The organism is Chitinophaga dinghuensis (genome assembly GCF_003259435.1).
In the GTDB taxonomy this organism is placed as follows: Bacteria; Bacteroidota; Bacteroidia; order Chitinophagales; family Chitinophagaceae; genus Chitinophaga; species Chitinophaga dinghuensis.
The window spans coordinates 105130-129927 of sequence record NZ_QLMA01000008.1 but is presented as its reverse complement, the minus strand read 5'-3'; the positions used below and the strand labels follow the sequence as shown (position 1 = coordinate 129927).

At 44.9% G+C, this 24798-nt stretch carries 21 protein-coding genes; 8 read left to right on the top strand and 13 right to left on the bottom strand.

Annotation, left to right across the window (positions count from 1 at the left end; genetic code table 11):
* Positions 1-318: 318 nt before the first annotated feature.
* On the bottom strand, positions 319-765 hold the full coding sequence (locus CLV59_RS22370; RefSeq protein ID WP_111594533.1) for a DinB family protein: 447 nt from the start codon (positions 763-765) through the stop codon (positions 319-321).
* A gap of 225 nt (positions 766-990) precedes the next feature.
* On the opposite strand from CLV59_RS22370, the gene CLV59_RS22365 reads away from it, so the two are divergent.
* A complete protein-coding gene (locus CLV59_RS22365; RefSeq protein WP_111594312.1) occupies positions 991-1545 on the top strand; it encodes an SMI1/KNR4 family protein in 555 nt (184 codons plus the stop codon).
* Between the two features lie 66 nt (positions 1546-1611).
* Here CLV59_RS22365 and CLV59_RS22360 read toward each other — a convergent pair whose 3' ends face one another.
* The 4 genes from CLV59_RS22360 to CLV59_RS22345 form a co-directional block, all read right to left on the bottom strand.
* A complete protein-coding gene (locus CLV59_RS22360; RefSeq protein ID WP_111594311.1) occupies positions 1612-2067 on the bottom strand; it encodes a GNAT family N-acetyltransferase in 456 nt (151 codons plus the stop codon).
* Positions 2068-2162: 95 nt separating this feature from the next.
* Positions 2163-8120 (bottom strand): Ig-like domain-containing protein, encoded by a 5958-nt coding sequence (locus CLV59_RS22355; protein WP_111594310.1) that lies wholly within the window; start codon positions 8118-8120, stop codon positions 2163-2165.
* Positions 8121-8451: 331 nt separating this feature from the next.
* Positions 8452-9180, bottom strand: coding sequence for a J domain-containing protein (locus CLV59_RS22350; RefSeq protein ID WP_111594309.1), 729 nt, complete (start codon positions 9178-9180; stop codon positions 8452-8454).
* 87 nt (positions 9181-9267) lie between these two features.
* Positions 9268-10398 carry an RtcB family protein gene (locus CLV59_RS22345; RefSeq protein WP_111594308.1) on the bottom strand — a complete coding sequence of 377 codons (1131 nt, stop codon included), beginning with the start codon at positions 10396-10398 and terminating at the stop codon, positions 9268-9270.
* A gap of 263 nt (positions 10399-10661) precedes the next feature.
* Between CLV59_RS22345 and CLV59_RS22340 the strand changes: the two genes are divergently transcribed.
* On the top strand, positions 10662-11282 hold the full coding sequence (locus CLV59_RS22340; RefSeq protein WP_111594307.1) for a dihydrofolate reductase family protein: 621 nt from the start codon (positions 10662-10664) through the stop codon (positions 11280-11282).
* 22 nt (positions 11283-11304) lie between these two features.
* Here the strand turns inward: CLV59_RS22340 and CLV59_RS22335 are convergent, their stop codons facing one another.
* The 3 genes from CLV59_RS22335 to CLV59_RS22325 all read right to left on the bottom strand — a co-directional run bounded on the left by CLV59_RS22335 (position 11305) and on the right by CLV59_RS22325 (position 13578).
* Positions 11305-11931, bottom strand: a complete 627-nt coding sequence (locus CLV59_RS22335; RefSeq protein WP_111594306.1) for a hypothetical protein — start codon at positions 11929-11931, stop codon at positions 11305-11307.
* Positions 11932-12046: 115 nt separating this feature from the next.
* A complete protein-coding gene (locus CLV59_RS22330) occupies positions 12047-12775 on the bottom strand; it encodes a hypothetical protein (RefSeq protein ID WP_111594305.1) in 729 nt (242 codons plus the stop codon).
* A gap of 62 nt (positions 12776-12837) precedes the next feature.
* Positions 12838-13578: a hypothetical protein gene (locus tag CLV59_RS22325; protein WP_111594304.1), complete on the bottom strand. Its 741-nt coding sequence runs from the start codon at positions 13576-13578 to the stop codon at positions 12838-12840.
* A 354-nt stretch (positions 13579-13932) separates the two neighbouring features.
* Between CLV59_RS22325 and CLV59_RS22315 the strand changes: the two genes are divergently transcribed.
* The 5 genes from CLV59_RS22315 to CLV59_RS22295 all read left to right on the top strand — a co-directional run bounded on the left by CLV59_RS22315 (position 13933) and on the right by CLV59_RS22295 (position 18346).
* Entirely contained in the window at positions 13933-14571 is a 639-nt protein-coding gene (locus CLV59_RS22315) for a PIG-L deacetylase family protein (RefSeq protein ID WP_111594302.1), read from the top strand.
* The gene (locus CLV59_RS22310; RefSeq protein WP_111594301.1) at positions 14568-15710 is read left to right on the top strand and encodes a glycosyltransferase family 4 protein; all 1143 of its coding nucleotides are present in this window, start codon (positions 14568-14570) and stop codon (positions 15708-15710) included. Before CLV59_RS22315 ends, CLV59_RS22310 begins: the two co-directional genes overlap by 4 nt.
* 12 nt (positions 15711-15722) lie before the next feature.
* Positions 15723-16910, top strand: a complete 1188-nt coding sequence (locus CLV59_RS22305) for a glycoside hydrolase 100 family protein (RefSeq protein ID WP_111594300.1) — start codon at positions 15723-15725, stop codon at positions 16908-16910.
* 48 nt (positions 16911-16958) lie between these two features.
* Entirely contained in the window at positions 16959-17336 is a 378-nt protein-coding gene (locus CLV59_RS22300; protein ID WP_111594299.1) for a DoxX family protein, read from the top strand.
* Positions 17337-17521: 185 nt separating this feature from the next.
* A complete protein-coding gene (locus CLV59_RS22295) occupies positions 17522-18346 on the top strand; it encodes a hypothetical protein (protein WP_111594298.1) in 825 nt (274 codons plus the stop codon).
* A gap of 63 nt (positions 18347-18409) precedes the next feature.
* Here the strand turns inward: CLV59_RS22295 and CLV59_RS22290 are convergent, their stop codons facing one another.
* From CLV59_RS22290 to CLV59_RS22280, 3 genes are all read right to left on the bottom strand, one after another.
* The gene (locus CLV59_RS22290) at positions 18410-19522 is read right to left on the bottom strand and encodes a TlpA family protein disulfide reductase (RefSeq protein WP_170137875.1); all 1113 of its coding nucleotides are present in this window, start codon (positions 19520-19522) and stop codon (positions 18410-18412) included.
* A gap of 301 nt (positions 19523-19823) precedes the next feature.
* Positions 19824-20936, bottom strand: a complete 1113-nt coding sequence (locus tag CLV59_RS22285) for an acyltransferase family protein (protein ID WP_245950928.1) — start codon at positions 20934-20936, stop codon at positions 19824-19826.
* 253 nt (positions 20937-21189) lie between these two features.
* On the bottom strand, positions 21190-21942 hold the full coding sequence (locus CLV59_RS22280) for a M57 family metalloprotease (RefSeq protein WP_170137874.1): 753 nt from the start codon (positions 21940-21942) through the stop codon (positions 21190-21192).
* A 569-nt stretch (positions 21943-22511) separates the two neighbouring features.
* On the opposite strand from CLV59_RS22280, the gene CLV59_RS22275 reads away from it, so the two are divergent.
* Positions 22512-23093, top strand: coding sequence for an RNA polymerase sigma factor (locus CLV59_RS22275; protein WP_111594295.1), 582 nt, complete (start codon positions 22512-22514; stop codon positions 23091-23093).
* Positions 23094-23123: 30 nt separating this feature from the next.
* Here CLV59_RS22275 and CLV59_RS22270 read toward each other — a convergent pair whose 3' ends face one another.
* Both CLV59_RS22270 and CLV59_RS22265 read right to left on the bottom strand, forming a co-directional pair.
* Positions 23124-23819 (bottom strand): hypothetical protein, encoded by a 696-nt coding sequence (locus CLV59_RS22270; protein ID WP_111594294.1) that lies wholly within the window; start codon positions 23817-23819, stop codon positions 23124-23126.
* Between the two features lie 101 nt (positions 23820-23920).
* The gene (locus tag CLV59_RS22265; protein WP_146616277.1) at positions 23921-24742 is read right to left on the bottom strand and encodes a hypothetical protein; all 822 of its coding nucleotides are present in this window, start codon (positions 24740-24742) and stop codon (positions 23921-23923) included.
* Positions 24743-24798: the final 56 nt, after the last annotated feature.

Sequence of the window (24798 nt, the reverse complement as noted above, 5' to 3'; positions counted from 1 at the left end):
GAATATTTATGCTTGCACCTGGTTACTGTGCACGTCAAAATTAAGCTTTGATAGATATAATCATAATCAATTGATTTTATGATTGAATAGTTAAAACCTATTTCTACAACATCCGCTCGGGTTAATCATCTATGACCTCCCCTTTAGAAAAAAGATATATACTGTCGGAAAATGGGGGAGATTATTGCTCATCAGGTGCGGTATATCCGCGGATACCGAATATACTAAATTACTCGCAATACGAACAGAAGGGGACTGTTAAATATAGGTGGCTGGTAAACCTGCATAAAAAAAGGGGCCTAAGCCCCTCCGCTATTATTAGACATTGAACTGTCGTAAATGATGATCGGTATGTTTGTATAGCAACAATCCTACCTCCGCTGCAGTCATCTTTCCAAAAATAGGATGAACAATATCCGGCATACCTGGCCGATGTTCTTCCAGCAGCGCTATCCATTTCTTTTTTTGTGAGGCTACATCATCGCCAACACTGGTATTGATCTTCATTGGCGCAATAGTAGGAGAGTTGCGCCGCATAGGCGCGTCATCTTTTAATACCGCCTTTAATATAAACCGGCCCAATATACGCCCAAGGAATACCCTTGGATATTTTTTCTGACCTAACGCCATCTCTTCCCAAAGAATACAATGACGCATCATCTGACGCACATTCATCTGTCCCCACTTCGCTGTACTGTTCTCCTGTAGCTGGTTAATGCGAGAAACCAGTTCGTCCCTGGTCGGTTGCTCAAGAATTGTTTTCATCATGAATGAATTAAATGAATGGGAGTTTTATACAAATTTAAATACCCAATTCCACCAAGAGCGGGTGTAAATCCGACTATTCAAGGGGCAATTACGACGCAAGCGCCCAATGCAACAATATTATTCCTCAGTCTGGTAACAACCACCTATCCATTTGGCTACCTGAGCCCTTAATAATCAACAGATTTTTTTACTTTTGAATATAACCAATCTTAACCCGAAACCATGACAAACACCATTCTGGAACTGGATCGCCATATATCCAGCCTACGGCCCGAGTACTACCCGGATCTCAACAGAGCCTTAACTGATGAGGAAATAGCCAGCCTGGAATTCAAGTACAGCATTACGCTGCCAGCAGATCTGAAACAACTGTATAAATGGAAAAACGGACAGAAAGAACTTTCCTTCGATTCTTTCGTGAACAATTCCAAGTTTATTCCCCTGGAACAAGCCCTGGATACCGCCCGGAATAATACCGGTATGATAGGGAGCGACTTCGACATCAAAAACTGGTGGAATGAACAATGGATTCCCATTTTTCACAATGGCGGTGGCGATTACATCTGCTATGATACCGGCGGCGTATTTACCGGCGAAAAAGGCCAGCTGATTGAGTTCTGGCATGCAGATAATGATAGAAATGTCATCGCGCCCAACTTACAGCAGTTCCTCTCCGGCCTCAATGATTACTACACGGCCACTCCGGAAGATGCCTTCGATGAATACTTTGCAGTAACTGCCAGCCACGGTTATCCCAAGAAATTTAAAGTAAAGTAAAAAGTTATTACAGGGAGACGAATGCTAAATACATCTCCCCATGAAAACTAAATGCCGGTATAGAACCTACTGGTGTTTAGTTTTCTTCATATGCTGCCATTCTGCAAAGGTCATTTCAAATTTGATCTCCCCTTTGCCATGCATACCTGTTTCCTTCCAACCCGACTTCCGGTAGAATGTAGCAGCCCGCGTATTCGGCGAAGTTCCTAACCACACCGGATCTTGTGTCTGCATAAAATACCAGTCGAGCATCACATCATGCAATCTTCTGCCTATTCCCTGCTTGTCAAAATCCGGATGCACAAACAACGCCCAGATATTATTGTCTTGCAAGTCCACAATAGAAAATCCTATAATCTGATCGCCGATTTCACATATCCAACCTTTCCCTCTCTGCGTAATAAACGCCTCACAATCTTTGTCTGTCACCAATGAAGGATCAGACAGGGTATTTTCCTTCACTGCATTTCGTACAAATTGAATTTGCGGGATATCCGCAGGTACAGCGGCTCTGATAATCATGTAGTATGCATTTATGGGGTGTAATCATAAAGATAAGGAAATAAAAAATCCCGGTGAATGCTCACCGGGATTTCAGTTGTTGTCTGTTCGACTTATTAATTCCTTAGTATAGTTATAAAGCCTTTGGCTACTTTATCTGTACCACTTATTTTCAGAATGTAATAGTAAGTACCCTCGCTGAGCGGTTGTCCATTCAGCTTTCCATCCCATTGGTTGCTGTAGTTTTGCTGATGATATACCATGCGTCCACTACGGTCAAAAATGGTCAGATCATTCTGTGGATAGCTATCCAGGTTACGAATCACCCATTTATCATTGATGCCGTCTCCATTTGGCGTGAGCAGGTTCGTGGCTTCCACTTTGAAGTCCGTCACCACTGTAATGTTGATCTGTTGAACGCTGCTGCAACCTTCTGCATTGCTCGCCGTTACCTGATAGGTGGCGCTCTGTGCTGGCCTTACCTGTAAAGTAGCGGATTGCTGACCGCTTAAAATACCGTCTGCATTGCTCCATACATAGTTCGTGCCGCCGGTCGCTGTCAAAATTACAATATCACCTTTTGAAATAGCGCCGGTTTTATCAGCAGTAATGCTGACCTGTGGTAACGAGTGTACGGTCAGGGTAAAGCTGCGTATCAGCGTATCTACCCCTTGATTGGCAGTACCGCCATTATCTTTCAGCACAACAGTTACCTGCACAGTACCTGCTACATTCGGTTTCAGCGAATAACTTATCAAACCGCTATTATCAACTGTCAATGTATTGAAGAATGCCTGATCTACTCTTACAGCATAACTCAGTGTTTGATCAGCTTCGACCGCAGAACCGCCAGTCAATTGTACTTTTTGCTTGTCAGTAGTAGAACAGATAACCTGATTTTGTATAGGGTCCAGCACAGGAGCCTGATTTACCTGCAATACCTGAATGGTAAATATTTTTTCAAAGTATAGCCCATTCGACTGAGTAGTACGTATCCGCACACTATACGTTTTTTGTGCGGCATATTTGAATACCTGACTGTTCTGTAACTGATTGCCGGCAAGGTTGAAGCTACTGTTATCCGTAGCGCCTGCACCTGCCACCAGCGTATAGGTGAAGGTAGCTCCTGGTTCGGAGGTAATGGTCGACAGTTGTCCGATTACTGTTCCCACCGCCGTGTTCTCACTGATGTTGGTATTGCTGATGCTCATATCAGTAGGCGCCAACGGAACATATACTACCGTAATATTTACAGTAGCGGGCACACTGGTATTTAATCCATCAGTTACCGTCACGGTCACCGGAACAGTGGTATTGATTTTTGTATTCAACTTGGTGGCATCTTTCACGGTAATAATACCGGTGGCAGCATCTATGCTGAATATTCCCGAAGGATCTGTCAGACTCCAGTTTTGTAAAATGTAAGAAGCATCCGTGGCAATGACCTGACCAACAACTGTTCCAACTGCACTGTATTCATCAACGCTGAACTGTTGTCCTGCATTGATAATAGGCGCTGTCATGTCGGCTGTTACCTGTACGGTATTAGATACTTTATTACCATTACTGCCTATGTTTTGGGCTGCATTGGCCGGTATGGTTACGGTCACTGTGCCATCTGCCGCGGGCGTTAGCGTAAAGGTAAAGTGAATATTATCGGTTGTTTGTAACCCGCTGATCGTGCCGTTATTCACAATAATATTGGCGATAGTCAGACCCGTTACTGCTTCACTGAATGTGGCATTCACCGTAAATGCGGTATTAGTGCGGGCAGGAATATTGCCAGACAAGATGACGGTTGGATACGTAGTGTTCACCAATATACCAGCGGTGCTTGAAATATTATGTAAGGTAAGATCGGCATTGACAGGTCCTCCACAAGTGATAGTACCGCCGTTGAGTAAAATAGCATTACCCAGTTCTATACCATCCATATCATTATCTCCATCTACAATGGTGTAAACGAAAATCAAAGCATTCGCTCCATTCTTGCCGGTATACTTAGCATACACCGTACTACGACCAATGGTAACAGGCAGTAGTGGCGTGCCGGTAACAGTGAGTCCTCCAGTCCAGGCGATAGTGAACGTGAGCTTTTTGCCGGTATTATAAATGCCATCTACAGGTACTCTTCCTGTGGTAATGGTGGCCACAATTGTATTAACCTGCACATTGCTGGTAGCAATAACAGGAATATTCTTTGGCGCAGCATTGCCGGCTATATCCGAGTAATTATCTGTGCCGGTTTGTAAGGTGGGCGTATAGGCGATACCGTTGAGTGCCTGATCTCCTGCTTGTACTGTATAACGGAAGGTAAGCTGATTCGTACCCGATCCGCTGACATAAGTCGCTTTCGCTACATCGGCGCCTATTTGCAACGGTATATAAGTATTGCCGCCAGTCAGTACTACCGGCTCATCGTAAGTCAAAATAAAGTCCAATTGATCACCTATATTATACCAGCCCGCAGCAGGTACAGTAAGTCCGGTGATGGTAGGCGCTGTAAGATCGGCCACTACTGATACAGTATTGGATGCCTGATTGCCATTATTGGCCACATTCATGGCAACATTAGCCGGAACAGCTACTGTTACAGTACCATCGACTGTAGGTCTTATGGCGGCATAATAGTGAATGTTATCACTGGTGGCCACAGAAGCAACAGACCCTCCTGTTACTTGTATATCAGCAGGAATAAAGCCGGAAACAGCCTCACTGAAAGTGATGTTTACCAGAAATACGCCGTTGACTGGAGATACCGCAGCTGTATTGAGGAAAACGGCCGCATGAGCAGTATGAACTTTGACACCACTGAAATCAGGCAGATTCAGGATATACAATCTGGCGTCATTGCCAGCCAGATCTTTAATGCTGCCGTCCGTTCCACCCAAAGAGATACCTGCGCCAATGCTAATGCCACTTATTGATTCGTCTCCAGGCTGCACGGTATAGGCAAAGTATGCGGTATTGCCGGAATAACTGGTAAGGTAAGCCGGAACAACGCCACTTTGCATATTCACGGCCATATAAGGATTGCCACTACCCCGGTTAATTACAATAGGTTCAGAAAAGTCCACTTTGAAAGTAAGTACATCTCCTTCTTTATAATATTTATTCGCTGGTCCAACCACACTGAGGATGGACGGAGGCGTCATATCCGCTGTGAAGGATAATGTATTGGATGCCCGATTCCCTGTATTGGATATACTCACGACTTTATTGGCAGGAAGCGACAGGCTAACCGGCCCATCCACGGAAGGCGTAATAGTGGCGGTATAGCTAATATTATCTGTGTTATGCAGGTTGTCGAGCGTGCTATTTTGAACCTGGAAATCTGTGAGCGTAAGACCCGTTACTGCTTCACTGAAGGTGATAGCCACGGAAACCGGCCCGTTGATCATCGCAGATGAAGTAGTGCTAATGATAACAGTAGGATATGCCGTATGAACTTTTACATTGCTGAAATCAGGTATGCCATTCAGGGTGAGTATGGCATTGTTGCCAGCAACATCCTGAATGCGTGCGGCTCCTCCGGGATTGATACTACCCGTCAGGCCAATACCGCTCATGGCTTCGTCTCCATCCTGTATGGTATAGCTGAAAGTCATAGAGGAGTTATCACTGCTTTCATATACCGCCTGCACCTGTTTGGAACCGAGGGTGACGGTGACAAATGGGGTGGCTGTTCCTGGATCAATGTTCATCGCTTCACTGAAGCCCACTACAAAACGAAGCTTGTCGCCAGTAATATAATATCCGTCGGCAGGGCCGGTGATGGTAGTTATTGTCGGAGGGGTGATGTCTGCCACCAGATTCACTGTCTGCACCGCATTACCATTACCTCCAATATTCACTACTTTATTGGCAGGCAGGGTAATACCCATAGGACCATCGGCAATAGGTGTCACCGTTGCAGTGAAATGCTGATTGTCTGCGGAAACAAGATTTTGCAGGCGGGCATTGCTGAGCAGGAAAGATCCAGGATTCAATCCCTGCACAGGTTCACTGAAATCAATTGATAAGGTAAAATCACCTGTCTTCACCACAGGCCCACTGGCATTGAAGGTGAGCGTAGGTGTGGTAGTATTCACTTTTACGCCAGTAGGACCAGGGACTGGAATAAGTCCCAGCAACTGGCTATAATAATCATCTGTGATCCGGTAGTTAGGATCAAAGAGTTGATTAGTCATACCGATTCCTGTGTTATCATTATCCCCTAGCTGTACGGTATAGCTGAAAAGCAGGGCATTAGAACCTGTACCACTTACATAGTTTGCACGTACAGTCGCAGTACCAATTTTCAACTCCAGGTAAAGCGGGTTTGCATTGGAAGCAACATTCACCGATTTGTTCAGGTAAACGACGTAGTTCAATACCTGCCCCGCTTTGTAATAGCCCGGTAATGGTCCGGAAACATTAACGACCATAGGCGGTATATTGTTGATCTGAACACTGGAGGTTACTACCTGGTTAAATCCGCCACTGCTCACAGCTGTTACACTCTTAAATGGTATGGTCACATTCAGGGTGGTATTTATTGATCCCGGGAGAATTACATCAAATGTATAAGTAGTAGTAGGAGTGATAGGACTCGGAATTGTTTGCAGTACATAGGCCCCAGGAACTCCCTGTAACTGAATCTTGGAAAGGTCCAGACCTGTAACTGCTTCTTCAAAAGTGACCATCATACGGATAGTGGTAGCACTCAGATTAACAGGTGGCTGGATACTGCCTGTTATTGGCTTATTGCCCACCAGCACCATGTTGGTAGATATATTATTCAGGGCAGGAGGAAGTGGATTGTTGGCCAGATCAGTAAGCACGTTGCCATTCATCGTGATGGTATTGGCCAGTTGAATACCCACCGGCTCATAATCATCATCCTGCACTACATAGGCGAAAGTCCAGGTATCGGTATTTGCGCCGGAAACATAGTTGGCCCTTCTTGTATTACCGCCAATCGTTACATCAATGTAAGGGATATTACCATTGGCAAATTTTACCGGTTCCGACATTTTTACATCAAAGATTAACGGCTGCCCCGGCAAGTATTTCGCAGGAGCAGGAAATCCGACAGATAACACAGTAGGAGGAGTGAGGTCCGTTACCCACGATGTTGAAATCTGCCCAGATACATTCCCTGCCAGATCTTCGGCATATAGAGTGAAAGTATGTGGCCCTTCCGGCAGACTAAGAATAGTCATTTCGCCGGTTGGTTCGTCAAAAGTAGAACCATCAAAATTAATATGATAAGTGTTGATAATAGGTTTATTAGCACTATACCGCAGAGTTACACTGGATTGATTACTTATAAGGGGAGGTGTACTTGTAAACCGGACAGTCACCGGAGTGGCATCGACTGTTACAGTATAAGTAGCACTCGTAGTATTCCCTGCCCGGTCCTGCGCTGTTACATAAATCTTTTTAAGTCCATTCCCTGGCGTTAATGCATAGAGAGGGTGTGTGGGCGATACGGCGGAACTGGTCAACCAGGTGATACTATCATTGGAACAACTGACCTTTAAATCCCATGGCTGATCTATGTTATCGGTAACGTTAGTAATAAGCGTTACCATATTCATGGGGGGATTGATATAAGGCGTACCGGGAATCATACCCACAGATAACGTTGGAGCTGTTTTGTCTATGATGTAGGTGAAGTCCGAGCTTACTGTATATGGTACATTGGTCACTGCCGGGCGAATGCCGTTCCCGTTTACTGTCAGTGCAAGGGTGCCACTGCCTGTTCCCGTCCATACAGTGACGGTAAACCTGTTACCAAACCCTGAAACGCTGGATACAGCGGCGCCCTGAATATCCCCGGTAGTCACTACTCCAAATGCACTGGTAGTTACGCTTACCACGTTGGAACTGAACGTCACAACATAGGTAACCGAACTGGCATTACTGGGATTCGGGGAAGTGCTTATGGCTCCAACTACAAAAGGGTCTGTAGGGATTTGAAATGCGCTAGCAACGTTAGTGGCTATACGATTATTAGCTGCAACTGCACTATGCCAGTTGCCAAGACACATTACAATGGTTGACAGTAATATGCTGAATATGTATTTCATAGCGGTATATTAGGGACGGAGGAGACGTGTCTCCCCGATAAATATTTAAATACTTTGAACGGTGCAGAAAATTTGAACAATAACCATGAGACTACTACTCCCGGAATTCTTCCGTTGAATAATTACAGCGTTGATACTGGCGTTGTTTGGCTAATTGAAAGGTAGCATTACCCGAAAAACGGTTTTCTTTTGGTCGCATTGCGGCAGGTGTAGGGACGTTATTGATAAGTGTTGCAGGCTTTTCGTTTGATCAGGGTTAAAATCGGTATTTGAATATTATGCAAATATATAATAATATTTTATCGACACCAGAAAATTATCAAGTGGATGGCTACTTTTTGGGCAAATCTGCTGTACGCACACACCAAATCACCTTATGATCCTTCAGCATAATCAGCTTGTCATCATATGCCCATACCTCTATACCACCGCTCTCATACTGCACCCGCTCCGGTTTCCCATATATCCATATTACCTGTGAGGCCGGATCACCAGGCGTCACTATCAATGCCGTATCCGTTGAATTGAAGTAGAATCTTTCGTTGTCATGGATCTTCTCCCTCGCTACGCGGTTGCTCTTTTCCTCCTTGCCAAAGATGGCCCCCAATGCAATAATTAAAGCAAAAAGGCCACAAATAGCCAGTTTTAACAGTAATTCCCGCTTTCTCTCCTCCGGTGTCATAGGTACCGTATCCTCTTCATATTGCCCTTCCTGCTGGTAATAATTCGTGGTATAGGAGGGTGGAGGTTGATGGTAACTTTGCCTGGATTGCGTACGGTAATAACTGCTATTCGTGTTGGTTTGCGTATGATTGGATTGCGATTGTCCGCTGGGAGGACTATATAAATTCATCCGCAGAATATCGTCGTAATAAGATTTTTTATACCCATTGTTCAACTGCTCATAGGCATGTTGTATCAGCTTGAACTTCTCTTCTGCTACGGGATTACCGGGATTTAAATCAGGGTGATATCTTTTGGAGAGCAAACGATGGGCTTTTTTGACGTCCTCGCCGGATGCAAAATTAGAAAGCTCCAGGATGCTATAATAGTTAATCATTCAGTAGGCTTACATATCCAATTCAAGGTAACAAATATTTCCTATATGTGATGAAAAGGGCTGCGTATTAGACGCAGCCCTCCACATTTAAATTTCAGAATATTTGATAGTCACAATCGGCCTGGTTGCCGTTACCTTTCTCAAATACGGCTGATAACGCAGCGTGTCTTCACTGCTTTTATAAGCGAAGTCCATCTCCTGGATATATCCTTGCGGAAATTCTCCTGACCGGTTCAATAACTCACTGAACCGCTCTTTATAAGCCTGTCGCTCTTTAGCCTTCAGCACCGTTTTCCAATGCTTCATAGCATCGAAGCGAGACAATTGCCTGCCCGCGCCATGCGCACAAGAATGGAGGGCTTCCGCCGCCTTGGCTTTATCCGCCACTGTCACCAGCAAACTTCCTCTGGACATGGAAAGTGGAATCACCACCGTCTTACCATACATCAATTCCGTACTGCCTTTCCGATGTACGGTTGTCTGCCCGTCAAATACCAAATGATTATGAACGGCATCCTCCAGCTGATAAGGCGTACCATGTAAGACGCCCGTTGCTGCATAACCGGAAAACTGCTGCCGCAGATAATTCCTGTCGATGGCCGATTTCTCACAGCGGATATAATTGGCCTGCTGTAAAAAACTCAGCGTTTTCAGACAGAAATTCTTCCTGCGCTGATAACCATAGGCAATCGTTTCCGCATAATACCTGTAAAATCCGGCATCCACAAAATCACGGTGCACATAGTTAACAGCAGCGCCATGTTCCCTGGAATAATCCCGCGTTAACTGCAAACATTCCTGGTATAAAGCAATGCCTCTGTCCCGCGTTCCGGTATGACAGATAATATATACGGCTGTATCATCTTCTTCGAGCGATAAAAAATGATTCCCGCCACCTAAGCCATCATCCGTCATCTGGGAATGTGCCAGGTATAAAGCCCGGTAATGGGCCTCCTTGTCAAATGCCTTCAGCCAGTATTCCTTGCTGATTTTCAGATACATGACGCCACATCCTATATCCTTGCCCGTTATTAATGGGTAGAAGTAGTCGGCTGCTGTAAAAGCGGTGCCCACCGGCAACCCTTTCTCTGAACAATAATGAATATCAGTAAATGCACAAATCTGCTGTACAAACGGCAGCTGCGCATACTGATCCAGTTGCTCCAACGCATTTTTTTCAATGCTGGAAGCATCACAGTAATATGCAATAGTTTGCATGATCCTTAATTATAGTAAATAAGCGATTAATTTTGGGGCTTTGGAAAGATCATCCGCCCCTTCAGAGATGCAGCAGCCGATATTATCGGAAGTGCAAAATTAGTATCTTTTTTGAATATTTAAAATTTTACTATCAATCTATACATCTACCATAGTCATCCATAGAAATTCATCTGGATGTCGTAATTTGGTTTGCATTGTTATACGCCTATTTACTCCACTTTTAATCACCAGGCTACATCAGCTCAACACATTTAAACGATATGAGTAAAATTATCTTTGACAGCGGTATCTCCCTGGATGGCTACTTCGCCGGAGATCATAGAAGTACCGCCAATCCTATGGGCGACAACGGTCCTACCATTCATAACTGGATGTTCAAACAAAAAGCATTTTGGAAAAATGTCAACCGGGAAGGCGGAGAGGAGTATGGAAACGACAGCCTGTTGATCGATAATGTATTTGCCAGAACAGGCGCTTACATCATGGGGAAACGTATGTTTGAAGAAGGAGAAGTGCACTGGAAAGAAGATCTGTACAAAACAGATGTCTTTGTGCTGACTCATGAAAAAAGAGAACCCTGGGTACAGAAAGGCACCACCACTTTTTACTTCATCAACGACGGCATTGAGAGCGCACTGGAAAAAGCAAGAAAGTCCGCCAATGGAAAGGATATCAGAATACAAGGCGGCGCAAATACCATCCAGCAATACCTGAATGCCGGATTAATAGACGAATTTTTCATTCACATCGCCCCACTTTTCTTAGGAGGAGGTATACGGTTGTTTGATGGTATTGACAAAAACAAGTACAATCTTGAAATTGCCGAAGTAATACCATCAAACCTAACAACGCATATACGATATAAATTGACGAAAAAATAGTGTCGGGGAGACGGCCGTTTTTCTATTCTGAAAGCGTAATCGCTGGCAATGGATAAGCGGCCAAAGCATTCCGAGATTCATCACCGCTTGCTTTCATCTTCTTCAAGAAGGCAGCAATATTGTTGTTATACGCTCTTTCATTCAAAAGAATGAGCACCATTGCCGATTTGCCATTCTTGTCGGTAATGGGTACATAGCGCTGGATATTTCTCTCTACAACATATACCTGTTTGCCATCAGGACTATTCTGCGAAACAAGAAAATCCAGCAATACTTCGCCGTCTTTTTCAAATACCTGGTAGTTGACCATAGGATTGCTGGCTTTGGCCTTGTTGAGCTCCGCTATTTTAGCGCCAACAACATCCTTTACATTGAATTTTCCGGAGAGTGCCTCCAGCGAAAAAAGATGTTCAAAATGCTGCAGATCCTCTCCCTGCGGAAGATATTCCTGTTTGTAATAGTTCCCCGATGGATGCGACGTCCACGCCAACTGATAACTCCGGTTCCCTATCTTCACAGGTCCCGATACGCCAAGTCGCTCTTTCGGAGCAGTAGGCGTTTGTCGCGCGCCTTGCGCCAGTTGTGCAGATACATGACCGGTTAACAATAATAAGATCAGGGCTGCGGCAATAGAAAGGTTAAACTTCATTTTTCAATAAATCTACTTGATTAACAATGGTTTCAGACTGCAAAATAGGGTATTTTCATAAAAAAAGGTGATGAGATTCCTCTCATCACCTCCGTAATATAGCGCAGTAAATATTTTATTTTGCCGCCGGAACGCTCTGCTCTACCTGTCCTTTTTCATCCAGGGTTACAATTCTCGCCTTGTTGTTCTTGTCTATGTAAATTTTAATGCGAGGTTTACCATCATTATCTCTGATAAATAAACCTACTTCATCTTTAGTATTTTTACCTACAAACAATCTTTCAACCCCAAAAGTACCATCCTGATTCAGGGTTTCGTAACCTTTGTTGATGGCTTCTTTATCCTTCAGTTTATTGAGGGAGTCTACCAGGTTGGATACACGGGTAACAGTAATATCATCCCTGCGATCCCACATTTTCAAACCATAGGAGCGGTATTTAGGACCACCGTCAATTTCCTGGCTATACTGCAGTTGCATAATCTGATCATTACGGTATTGGTCCACAGAGAATACCATTCCGGCGCCGCCTTCTTTGGTTGCATCATACACCAAACCGCCACATTCGTCTCCTGCACTGTTAAAGAAGATCATACCCGGCTCTCTTTTGCGGGGAGAAAGTTGCTTGCCCTCCGCTAATCCAGGATGCTGACGCGCCCCATTGGAGATCACCAATTTCAGGGTACCATCCTTCTCCACTACATTGATTCTTTCTACATCTATTTCTTCAAAACGCTGCTTGCCAAAGTCGGTCCGAAAGGCCATGAAAAGAAATCCAATCAATACCGTTGTAAGAGCCAGCGCATATATTTTGAGAAAACGCACTTCCCGTTGTAACTTTTCCATAGTGTTTATTATTAAGAATGATAAAAATATAAAATAAATCCATTTTCATATATCCGTCCCTGTTATCTCGCAGGAAAGGCCTGTTTGGTCAGATCCTGTTGTATCTGGCCCTGCTCATCCAAAGTGATAATATGGGGGCGGTTCTCTTTATCCAGGTAAATCTTAATCCTGGGCTTTCCTTTCTCATCCCGGATAAACAATCCTACTTCCGACTGTTGCGTTTTCCCAACAAACATCCGTTCTGCTCCCCATTTATTCGAATTCCGGAGATGATTGAACGCTTTTAACTGCTCGTCTGCATCCGCTATTTTCTGAATAGAATCTACCAGCGCCATCGTTCTGCTCAAAGGAAATGCATCATTTCTATCCCACAACTTAAGACCATAACTACGCGCCCTTGGATTAGCATTCGCTGTTTCCTGGTATTGCAGTTGCATAATCTGGTCATTTCTAAACTGATCAAAGGATAAGGCCATGTCTGCGCCACCGTCTTTTGAGGCATCGCCGCCAAGTCCGCCGCATTCTTCTCCGGCACTGTTGAAGAATAATATACCCGGATTCCGCTTACGGGTAGGCAACATTTTTCCCTCCACTAATCCCGGATGCTGACGTTCTCCGTTGGATATCACCATTTTCAACGTACCATCCTTTTCAATAATATTGATTCTTTCTACATCTATTTCTGTAAAACGTTGGTTACCAAAATCAGTACGAAATGCCATAAACAGAAATCCAGTTAGCAGGGCTGTAAGTAGCAGGGCATACATTTTCAGGAAGCGAAACTCCCGCATTATTTTTTCCATAAAGCGTCTTTTAAAGGGTCCTAAATCAAATATGTATCAATTATATATAGCTGTATAAGCGTTAGCCGCATGTCCATTCAATTCCTTGCAGTCAGGGCATAGATTTCCTGCAAAGTGGACTGGGCCTGTTCCTCCATAAGCTTAGACGTTGATTGCGATGCAAAATTAGGAAGGATATTTTTTTTCATATAGTCTTCACCGTTATTTTCGCCGAAATTTCGCCGAAATTTCACCGATGTTTCTGAAGGGAGGACAGACACCCGTCCGGAAAACTGCGCGTCTCCACACAACAATATTTTTATAAACAATTTACAACGGGCATCTGTAGTTAATGCGGAAATAAATTAATCTAGCATGCTGCCATCAGAAGGCTCTGCCGTAGTGATTGTAGCCCATCCGGATGATGAAACGTTATGGGCCGGAGGGATCATCCTCGCCAATCCACAACTGGAATGGTATATCGTTTCCCTCTGCAGAAAAGAAGATCCGGACAGAGCCCCCAAATTCTATAAAGTACTCCAGGAACTGGATGCAACGGGCGCCATGGCCAATCTGGACGATGGCCCCGAACAATTTCCCCTGCCCATCAAAGAGGTGAGAGATACCATTCAGAACCTCCTCCCCGAAGAACATTTCGATCTCATCCTTACCCACCATCCAAAAGGAGAATACACCCGCCACCGCCGCCATGAAGAAACAGCGCAGGCTGTTATCAACTGCTGGTGCCACGGCAGCATCCAAGCCACCAATCTATGGACTTTCGCCTACGAAGACGGTCATAAAAAATACTACCCGCAAGCCATGGAAAACGCAGATATCCTTTTCGCATTGCCGGAAAAAATCCGGGAAAAGAAATATCAGCTGATAACAGACATCTATGGCTTTGATAAAAATAGCTGGGAAGCAAAGGTAACTCCGCCTGTAGAGGCTTTCTGCACCTTCACGGATAAAGGGAAAGCGCTCGACTGGCTACAAAAAAACAGTATCATATGAAGGTATTGCTTATGTATGAATATCCTGCCAGTCCCGGCGGACTCGCTATGCAGGGAGAATTACTCTACCAGGGCCTCCTGGAAATGGGTGTGGATGTACATCCGGTACACCTGGAATCTTCTATGGAAAAAGAATGGTACTATCGCTGGTTTCAGCCAGATGTGGCAGTGGGCATCGGCTATTGGGGATATACGCCGAATCTGGTAGTGCACCCACAACAGTATGGAGTCCTGCCTGTTCCTTGGCTGGTAGCCGACGGATACATCGCCAACTATCAGGATGTGCTGAATGATCTGCCCCTCATCCTCGTCACCTCCCAATGGGTAAAGGAAATGTATATACGCGATGGCATCGACGGCGGTAAAATAGAAGTATTACCTGTAGGGTGCAATACTGATAAGTTCAAACCCATTCCCGCCGATCATCCGGAAGTAAAAGCGGTAAGAGAAGCGCTCGGAATTGAACCACATGAATTAATGATTTTAACTGCCGGAGGAGACGCTTGCTCCAAAGGGGCGCAGGAAGTCATGAAAGCATTGGCAGATATCGCTCCGGTATTGCCTCCCTGGAAATATGTGTGCAAAGTATGGCCACAAATGCGCACCTACAAACAAAATGAACTGGACATGCAACTGGCTACTCAGCTAGGCATTGAAGCAAATGTCAAATATGCCACCAGCATCATTTCCAGAAACTATATGCCGTACCTCCTCAATGCCTGCGATATCTATGCAGCCCCCGCCCGTATCGAAGGATTCGGTATGCTCCAGGTGGAAGCCGGCGCCTGCGAAAAACCGGTAATCGGACTCAATGCAATGGGCATGCTGGATACGCTGGTACATGGAAAAACAGCGCTGATGGCTGGCGTGGCGGAAAAAATTACGCTGAGCGAAGTGATGTTGGAAGATGCGGCTTCTCCAGGAGGGCACCGACTGGTGCAATTCGCCTCTCCACGTACAGTCGACTACCGCGCCAGCGTAGAAGATATCCGCGATGCCCTGGAACAACTCGTATTCAGCAAAGACTATCGGCATCAGCTGGGCGTGGCCGCCCGCCAACACGTTATCAAACATTTTAACTATCGCAGAGTGGCGGAAAAATTTGTGCAGATTATGGCAGACAGATTATCCATCCGATAAAAATCACCCGTCATGCAAACGATGAACCCATCTATCATTGCAAAGGCAAAAGCAGCTGCGCTGGAAGTACTCCTCTACAACGTTGATGGCCCATATGACCACCTGCCAAGAACAGCAGCCTGGGGCTATCCGGAACCCTATACCCGAGATCTCCTGATCTCTTTACTGGGCATCGGCGTCAGCGGAAATGAAGTACTGATGAATAGCATGCGGCGGGTACTGGAATCACTGGCAGAAAATCAATCCCCCCACGGACATATGCCCTCTCTCGTACATGAGCCGGCAGACCGCGGCTCCAGCGATTCTACACCACTTTTCCTGCTGGCTATAGGTATCTACCGACAACTAACCGGCCATAAAGATTTCCTGGCCGAAGCAGTTACAAAAGCCCTGACCTGGATGGAATATCAAAGCCCAACAGATGAATACCTGGTAGCCCAGCAACCTACCAGCGACTGGAGAGATGAACAATGGGTACTGGGATACGGACTCTTTGTAAACACCATTACGTATAGCTATCTCCGTATCCTCGGCCTCCACGATGGCGCCAACGGTATGCTGGACAATATGAAACAATTCACCATCACCAGCGATGTACACCACGCACACGTACACGAAGGATTGTCGCTGGAAAACAAACCCTACTACGCCCTCTGGTCCTATAAAGTCATGAGCAGCGAAAGATTCGACCTGCTAGGAAACAGTATCGCCATTCTCTGTGGCATTGCAGAACCCGACAGAGCAAAGGAAATGGTGGCCTGGATTGAAGGAGAATGCCAGGCGCTGAAAGAAAAAAACGACCTGGTATTAAACCTGCCCCCCAACTTCTTTCCATATATCCAGCCCGGTGATCTCGACTGGCATAAAAGATATGTACTGTTCAATATGCCGGGAGAATATCATAACGGCGGATTATGGCCTTTTGTCTGCGGATTCTATGTAGCCGCACTGGTAGCCGCCGAAGAATATGAACTGGCAGAAGCAAAACTCATGGAACTCACCAACCTGATATCGCTAGCTGTTCGCGATGATCTCGAATTTGGCTTCAATGAATGGGTGAAAGCACAGGATGGCAAACCAAAAGGGCAGGACTGGCAAACCTGGAGCGCCGCGATGTACTTGTATGCCGCCGCTTGTGTGGAACAAAGAAGTACGCCTTTTTTCGATGCCATGCGAGATGCAAGATGTAAAGAGATATGATGAAATATTATTGTAGAAAAAATATATTTTTACAACCAAATTAATGCTATGAAAAACAAAATTCTCTTTGTACTGAGTCTGTTATTCGGACTGATGTATATCAATGCAGGCCTCAATAAATTCTTTAACTACATGCCTACGCCAAAAGATCTGCCAGCTGATATGGTGAAAGACATGACCGCCTTCATGGTAATAAGCTGGCTGCTACCACTGGTAGGAGTCATTGAAATAATCGGAGGATTATTATTTATTTTCAGGAAGACACGCGCCCTCGGCGCCATCGTCATCCTTCCAATCATGGTGGGCGTTTTGCTGGTAAACCTAACTGTCTCGCCTTCCGGATTACCTCTTGCAGGTGCAATGTTCCTGATCAACCTCTGGGCCATCTACGACAACATGGAGAAATACCTGCCAATGATTAAATAACCACCAGGTATACACGTTATTTCAGCCTCAGGCAGTTACAACTGCCTGAGGCTGTTTTTTTGGAAAGATATTTGCATAGACAGGCCGTCAAAAAATATTTTTTCATATCATTGCGAAAATTTTAACACGGAACCTTAAGCAACGATAGGAAGTACCCAATTCCTATTAACCCAATTCTCAGCTCTATGATGAAGTTCTCACTAGTAAGCAGATCTCTGGCAGCATCCATGATATGCATGCTGGCATTCCAAAACGCAAATGCACAATTAGGCAATATCCTGAAAAAAGCGCAGGATAAACTGGAACAGAAAGCCAATGACGCTATCGATAAATCTGTATCCGGTACCAATAACACTACCACCGATGCCACCACCGCCACTACCGGCAAAAAACGAATCACTATGGGCACGGCATTCGATTATAAAGCGGGCGACTCTGTGATCTACGCCAGCGGCTTTGAAAAACTAAAAATCGGCGCTATGCCAACTACCTGGAAAACCAATGGTAGCGGGCAACTGGTGAAGTCCGGAGAAATTGAAGGTACCTGGCTGGAAATGCAGAATAATGCTACCTATAAACTGAACCAGAACTATAAACTGCCGGCCCACTTTACCATCGAATTCGATATCCTGACCAGCTGTGATAAAATTAATGATATCAGCCCCGTATTCTTTGGCTTCGCAGAAAACAACAGCGTATCCCAATGGAATGAAGGAGATATTGCACACACAGAACTACAGTTCTATAACAACAATAAAATCACCAGCTTCGCAAATCCGGTTGATAAATACATCACCACCGACTTCGACCTGACACGCTTCGCCAATGATAAACTGCATGTATCCATCTCCGTAGATAACGAGCAGATGCGTGTTTACCTGGACAAAACCAAAGTCCTGGATACCAAAATGTTCAAAGAAGGTGTACGTAAATACTTCTTTATCAGCGCACCGTTAGATACTAAAAACGATGCGAAAGTGTACGTCAGCAATATCGTCATTGCAAAATAATGCATACCCATATACGTCATTAAAAAGGTGGTATCCTAACGGCTACCACCTTTTTAATGCTTGTTATTCCGCTACAGCTTTGGCAATTGCCTCCTTCAACATATCATAACTAAAGGAGTTAAGATGCAGGTTATTAAAAACAATATCTCCTTTTTTATTGATCAGGATATACGTAGGGGCGCCAACTGCCTGTAACGCATTGGCAATGCCATAACTCTTCACAATATGTTGCCAGTTGCCAATATCATATTTTTGCACGGCCCGTTGAAACTTATCCCTATTATTATCCTGGTTAACGCCTATCACCACCAGCTGATCTGGACTGTATCCTGCAGTCATTTCCTTTATTTTGGGTAAGCCGGCAAGGCATCCCCCGCACCAGGTAGCCCAGAAATCAAGTAACACACATTTTCCCCTGAATCGTTCCCGCGTTAGCGTGTCGCCAGCCGTGGTAACCGCTGTAAAGGCGGGCGATGGATAAGGTTTTCCTGCATGCACAAGGCGGTTCAGTTGTGTAATATATTGCTGGGCTTCCGGACTTTCCTGGAAAGAGGCAGGGAAGGTTTGCTTGAAGTACGCCAGGTATTCCGCCGCATTCCCAGGGCCAACGTGGAAGTTGGTTCGAAAATACCAGAATGAAAAGTACTCATCTACATGTGCCCGCAGGAATTCCATTTCTTTAAGTCTCATTTTTCTGGAGGCTGCCTGCACCAGCTGTATTAAACTATCCGCCGGATGTTGCCGGTAAGCTGCGTACAAACGAGTGAATTCCTGGAATTCCTGATGGATATACGCCTCCTTTTCATACCATAATTGATTCCGGATAGAGCTGGCATGCTGTGTTTGAAACTGATAATGCCCCGGCGTACCTGCCAAACGAATCACCGCCGGCGTATCTGTCACCCAATACATATGAAGAGTGTCCTCACCGGGAAGGCTTAGCCAGATAGTACCATATCTGGCCACCAGCGTATCTTTTATCTGGATAACCATACTGTCCGCCCGGTACTTTCTGGCCAACAGATAGCCATTGTCATAACGTAAGTCCAACTGCTCTAAATTCACCCATTCCGGCAATTGGATAGTTACTGCCATATGATGTTGTGCCGTAATAGGGGAGACACGAATCAGGAAAAAGAATACACAGATAAATATACGGGTAATGAAGGGCTGCATATGTAGCATTTTGTAATAAATGGGATTTGCCACAGAAATATAAATAACAGCCGCCATGATTTAGTTCGGCCTCCCAAACGAATGGCGTTTATGCGCCATCGTTCTGTTACATTCCACGCCAACAAACCTAATAAAAGTGATACTGGCTTTACTTTTAGTCTGAAGTAGCAACAGGATACACGACTGTTAAAACTAATATAATAATGAGGGGAGCTACCCGGAAAATAATCAAGTAGGACTAGCCATAAATAAATCGGGCAGGAGAATCATTCTCCTGCCCGACAATATATTTTGTAGTTGCCTATTTAGTTGCTTTGGCGCTCCTTTTACGCTGGAGCCACTTCCTTACTGGTTCATCCACTAATACCAATGAAAGCCATCCCAGTGCAATCATCGCAATCACTCCAAGGGTAATCACTACAATGAGGGTATTCGTATCCGGTTTTTGCGTTTTCAGGTAGTTGACAAATATCCAGATGAACCCGAAATGCACCATGTACAACGGATAGGAGAGCCTTCCTAAGAAACGGCACAACGGAGCTAACCAGGATTTCAGCTGTGCCCCTGCTCCCAGGGATATCAGCAGCGGAAAATATATAATGGCTATACTGGCTTCCACCAGCCAGTTCTTAGGGAAGAATGGGATGAACAAGGCCGCACAGAGTAACAGGCCAATACCTGGAAATCCGAGTCGGTTAGGAATAATCAGTTTGTACCTGTAAATCACCATACCTGCCGAAAAGGAATAAAAAAGACGTGCGCCGCCATCCCAGAAGTTTTGTGCGCCCCAGCCACCACCGATACCACCGGCACGGAAAGCCACCCATCCCAGCAGGCCCGCAGCTACCACAGTAAGCGCCGCCAGTATCCGACGATCTAATCGCCATAAAATAACTCCATAAATAATATTCGCAATGTATTCCCAGAATAAGGACCATGCAGGGGCATTAAAGGAAAAGAGATTACCAAAACGCTCCGTAATGGCCGGATAGGGAATCATCAGCATCGTAGTCACAAATACCAATGCAATTTTGCCCGGACTGTAACCAGGAAGCAGTCCTACAAAAGGATCCCAGAGAAAAGTAACCAATCCCAATATAGCCCCGAATATCACCATCGGTTGCAGCCGGATCAACCTGGACACCAGGAATTCTTTTATGCTAACCCGTTGCATCCGCTCATCATAGGCGTATGCAATCACAAACCCGGAAAGCACAAAGAAGAAATCTACGGCCAGATAACCGTGACCGACAAAGTTCTTACTATAATCTGTTATCCACTCCTCCATAAAGTGAAATATCACCACCACGATGGCAGCAATACCCCGAAGGCCATCCAGAATTTCATAATGTTGTCTTGACTTTAGTTGAGGCGGCACTGTCGCCGCCGACGTTGGCATTGTTCCTGTTTCCATGTATGCTTTAGCTGTATCAGTATTTTGAGTCTGGGCTCAAGATAACAGCCTGCTTTGTAAAATGCAAGATTTTTAAGATGATCGGTAAATGGGGAGGATAACGCCTGATTTTTACCTGCAGCAATGCATAGAGGAGAGGTGCTGGGGCTCGGCATGGTCGGCTATTAGAGCGGGATATGCCTTTGATAAGCGATAAATCGCACAAAAAAGCGGGGCCGTTGAAAACAGCCCCGCTTCAGAAAGTCCTGCAAGATTAGTGATATAACGCCACTGCAGCATTTTTATCATTGGTAGAAAGTACGGTTGCACCGCTACCACATTGTCCGCCATTCATAATAGAGCTGGCATCAGTACCGCCAACGCCTGGAACATCCGTTGCAGTGGATTCACCAATCGCCTTCCAGTTAGTATGTCTGAAAGATACGTTGTGACCCATTTCATGACAGATCGTTCTGGCACGTTGTGCAAAGCTGTTACCGGCAATGTAAGCTTTGTTGATACGGATTAAACCGCCCGCAGCGCCCCCGCTAGGGAAAGTTCCCTGTCCGCATACGCCGCTACCCAGATTATAATCCTGGATCAATACATCATAAGTACCGCTGCTGACAACAGTCCAGTTAATAGTACAGCCCGGAATACTATTCCATTGGCTGATAGCGCTATTGATTTCACTGGTCATGGAAGTCATAGAGGCATCAATGTACAAACGGATGTTGGTCACTTTGCTGGCAGATACCACACTACCAGTGTAGTATTGCTCGGTGCCAACAGCGCCTGGCACCTGCATGTTCTTAGGGAAAATAATGTCTTCTTCCACGATGAACTCATTGGCATGTTCAACGATGGTGTGCGCAGGGAAACCAAGTCCGATAATGTAGTGATACACTTTTTTCGCAGGATCAGTGGTCTCTTCTTTCTGTGCAGATGGGTTGTCTACCGACTTTTTACAAGATGCAATGGCAATGGTCAACAGTACAGCCAGCATGAGGAACAGGTTCTTTTTCATGTGTGATTTTATGTTTAAGTGAAAGGAAAAAGCGCATGACGACAGATCTGTGCTACGGGCAATAACTACCAAACAATACGGGTCCATTATGATACGGGTCATATCATCTAATTGACAGCAATACATCAACACTATGTCTGTTACGACATATTAAATTGAATGGTGCTAATAGTCATTGAATACTACAAGTGCTCAAATAGGTCCTTAGTGCTCGTTCAGATTTTGGTTATTACAATTATACAAATATTTATCGAGTTGAAAAATATTTTTTCCATCCTCCCTGCGATCTTATTTCAGTATTAATTTTCTCTATTTTAAAGTTAGGATAACTGCCTACAACGCACAGATCCATAGACAAATTTAGGACATGGAATCCAGGATATTTATTGTTATCTTTATAGACAGTTTAGAATTGTCAGACACATTAGCGCGGGAGAGCTACCCGAAAGAATTGAAAAACCGGCTGAATACTATCTATGAATGCAGCTAAACAATTTCGGGCCCCAGTATGTTAAATGATGCTCACCAGTAGTTAACCGGTATTTTAATACTCCAAATGAGGTCACATCATGAATGAACACGAGTTATGGGAATCTTACAAATCCGGTGAAGTAAACGGATTGGAAGAACTTTACGGTAAATATTACCGTGCCCTTTCAAACTATGGGTACAAATTTACCCACGATCAATATTGTATCGAAGAAAGTATCCAGGATCTTTTCAGAAAATTGTGGCAGAACAGAAGATGGATGACACAGGCTACCGCTATCAAGGAATACCTGTATTCTTCCTTCAGACGTATCCTCCTTGGTAAGCTGGACTATACGCCCGAAAGATTCGCCAGCGATCAGGCTACCGAACATATTCCTTTTCATCTGCAACTCTCTGATGAACATCCGCTCTTCGAAGGGAAAAAACTAGAACACCGTAAGGAACGTGCACAAGCCATGTTAGGTACTTTAGCAAACAGACAAAGAGAAGCCATCTTCCTCCATTATTATGAAGGCCTTTCAGACGATTCCATCGCGCAAATCATGAATCTTCAGCACACTGGCGCATACAAACTGATTCATCGCACAATGGATCACCTCCGCACAAAATCTGGTAATTTTTCCCTGCTGGTACTGCTATATCTGTTAAAGCATACCTGATATCTTTGAGTAGATAAGGGGGAGACGCGGTTACTTTTCCATGGATCTTTTCACAGGAGGCGTGATAGCCAGATCCACATTATTCAGTGATTCAAATTTATTGGTCAGTACATTGATATTCCGAAGTAGAGAGTCTTCCCCATTTGATTGCCCTTTAGCATAAGCAATTAACTGATGACAGATTTTTACCAAAGCCCCCGTACGTGTAGCCGCCGCCGGAGATACGGTCTGCGCCCGCATAAAACCATATTTCTTCGTATATGCGGTAAAGAAATATTTCACGCCATCTAACCCAGGGTCCGCAGGCGCCCCCGTCTGACGCAAAGCCACATTAAACAACTGCTGTATACGAATCGCCAACTCCCGGTTTATCCGCCTGCTTACCATCATCGGCTGATCTACCACCACCCGCTGCTGCGACGCCGCATCAAAATACGCCACCCGGATATTAGACTTCAGTAAATAACCACTGGCATCCTCTTCCACTGATAAGGCATACTCCGGACTGAATGGAGGCACCACCACCACACGGGCAATTGGCCTGTCCGCAAACCGCCAGAGCAATTTCTGGTAAAGATTATTGTAGTAACTGTCAATCGCATTCTTGCCCGGATCAAAAGGATCCAGCCTGTCGGACGACTGTGCCGCCGCCTGCCTGGGAAGGTAACATACTATACCTGCAATCAACAGCAACAACTTTGCTGCTTGGGTAGTTAGTTTTAGCATGACAATCGTTCTTTCCTGTTTGGTTGAAACTTGCCTTGGGTAAAATTCATATAACTCTTCTTCACATGATATATCGAAACTCGCTTCAAATAAGCATTCCCTTATTTTCTCGAAACCCGATTATTTTTTGCATTCAACTTTCCGATCAGTTTCTCCAGATCTCGCAGTGAAATTGTATCAATCGTTTCACCACCGGAATAAATCCCTATAAGAGGCCTGTAAGTGCCGACTTGCCCGGTATTCATCACGCTGTTAGGTTCCATTCTCGGGGCATCATACACATAACCCAGAATAAATTCAAACCGTCCCAGCTTTTTGATCGTATCAGCCCTGGAAGGAAAGGCGTTTCCTGGCCGCATGACCTGATCAAATTCGTCTTTTAGCAAAGGATGCGTATGTATCGCCAATAATATGGAATCATTCCGCTCCCTTAACTGGTTCCTTACATCCGCTATCAAAGCCGCCGGTATATATTCATGATCGCCAGACAACACTGGAGAAATCCATCCGCCATGACCTACGGCAAAAAAATATTCCCGCTGCCCTTTATCACTTTCCTGATAAGCCTTACGAATACTGTCTATCAAGTCCATCCCCGGATCAACGAGGTAATAACCCTTCTCCAGACAGTGATCGCCATTTCTGCTATGTGTCAGTAATAAAATGTTGGTGTGCTGTTCTCCTGTTGTACGTTTGATCTCCGAGCCGTAAAGGTTGTAATATATCGTTCGGGCGCTGTCTGCTTCCAGACATGACTCACTGGAAAGACAAGCTAAAGATAAGCTTTCTTCATTATACAAATTAAACTCTTTTTTTGTTTGTTCGTTTGGGATCGCTAACGTGTTAATCTGATGCAAATCAATTGTTAATCTAGACACCTGCATCAGTACTATGACGGAAGCCCATAAGATTTTCCTGTTCATTACTTGAGGGTGCTGGCTTGGGGGTTACAAAATTGTATCTCGACAGGCATAGCCTG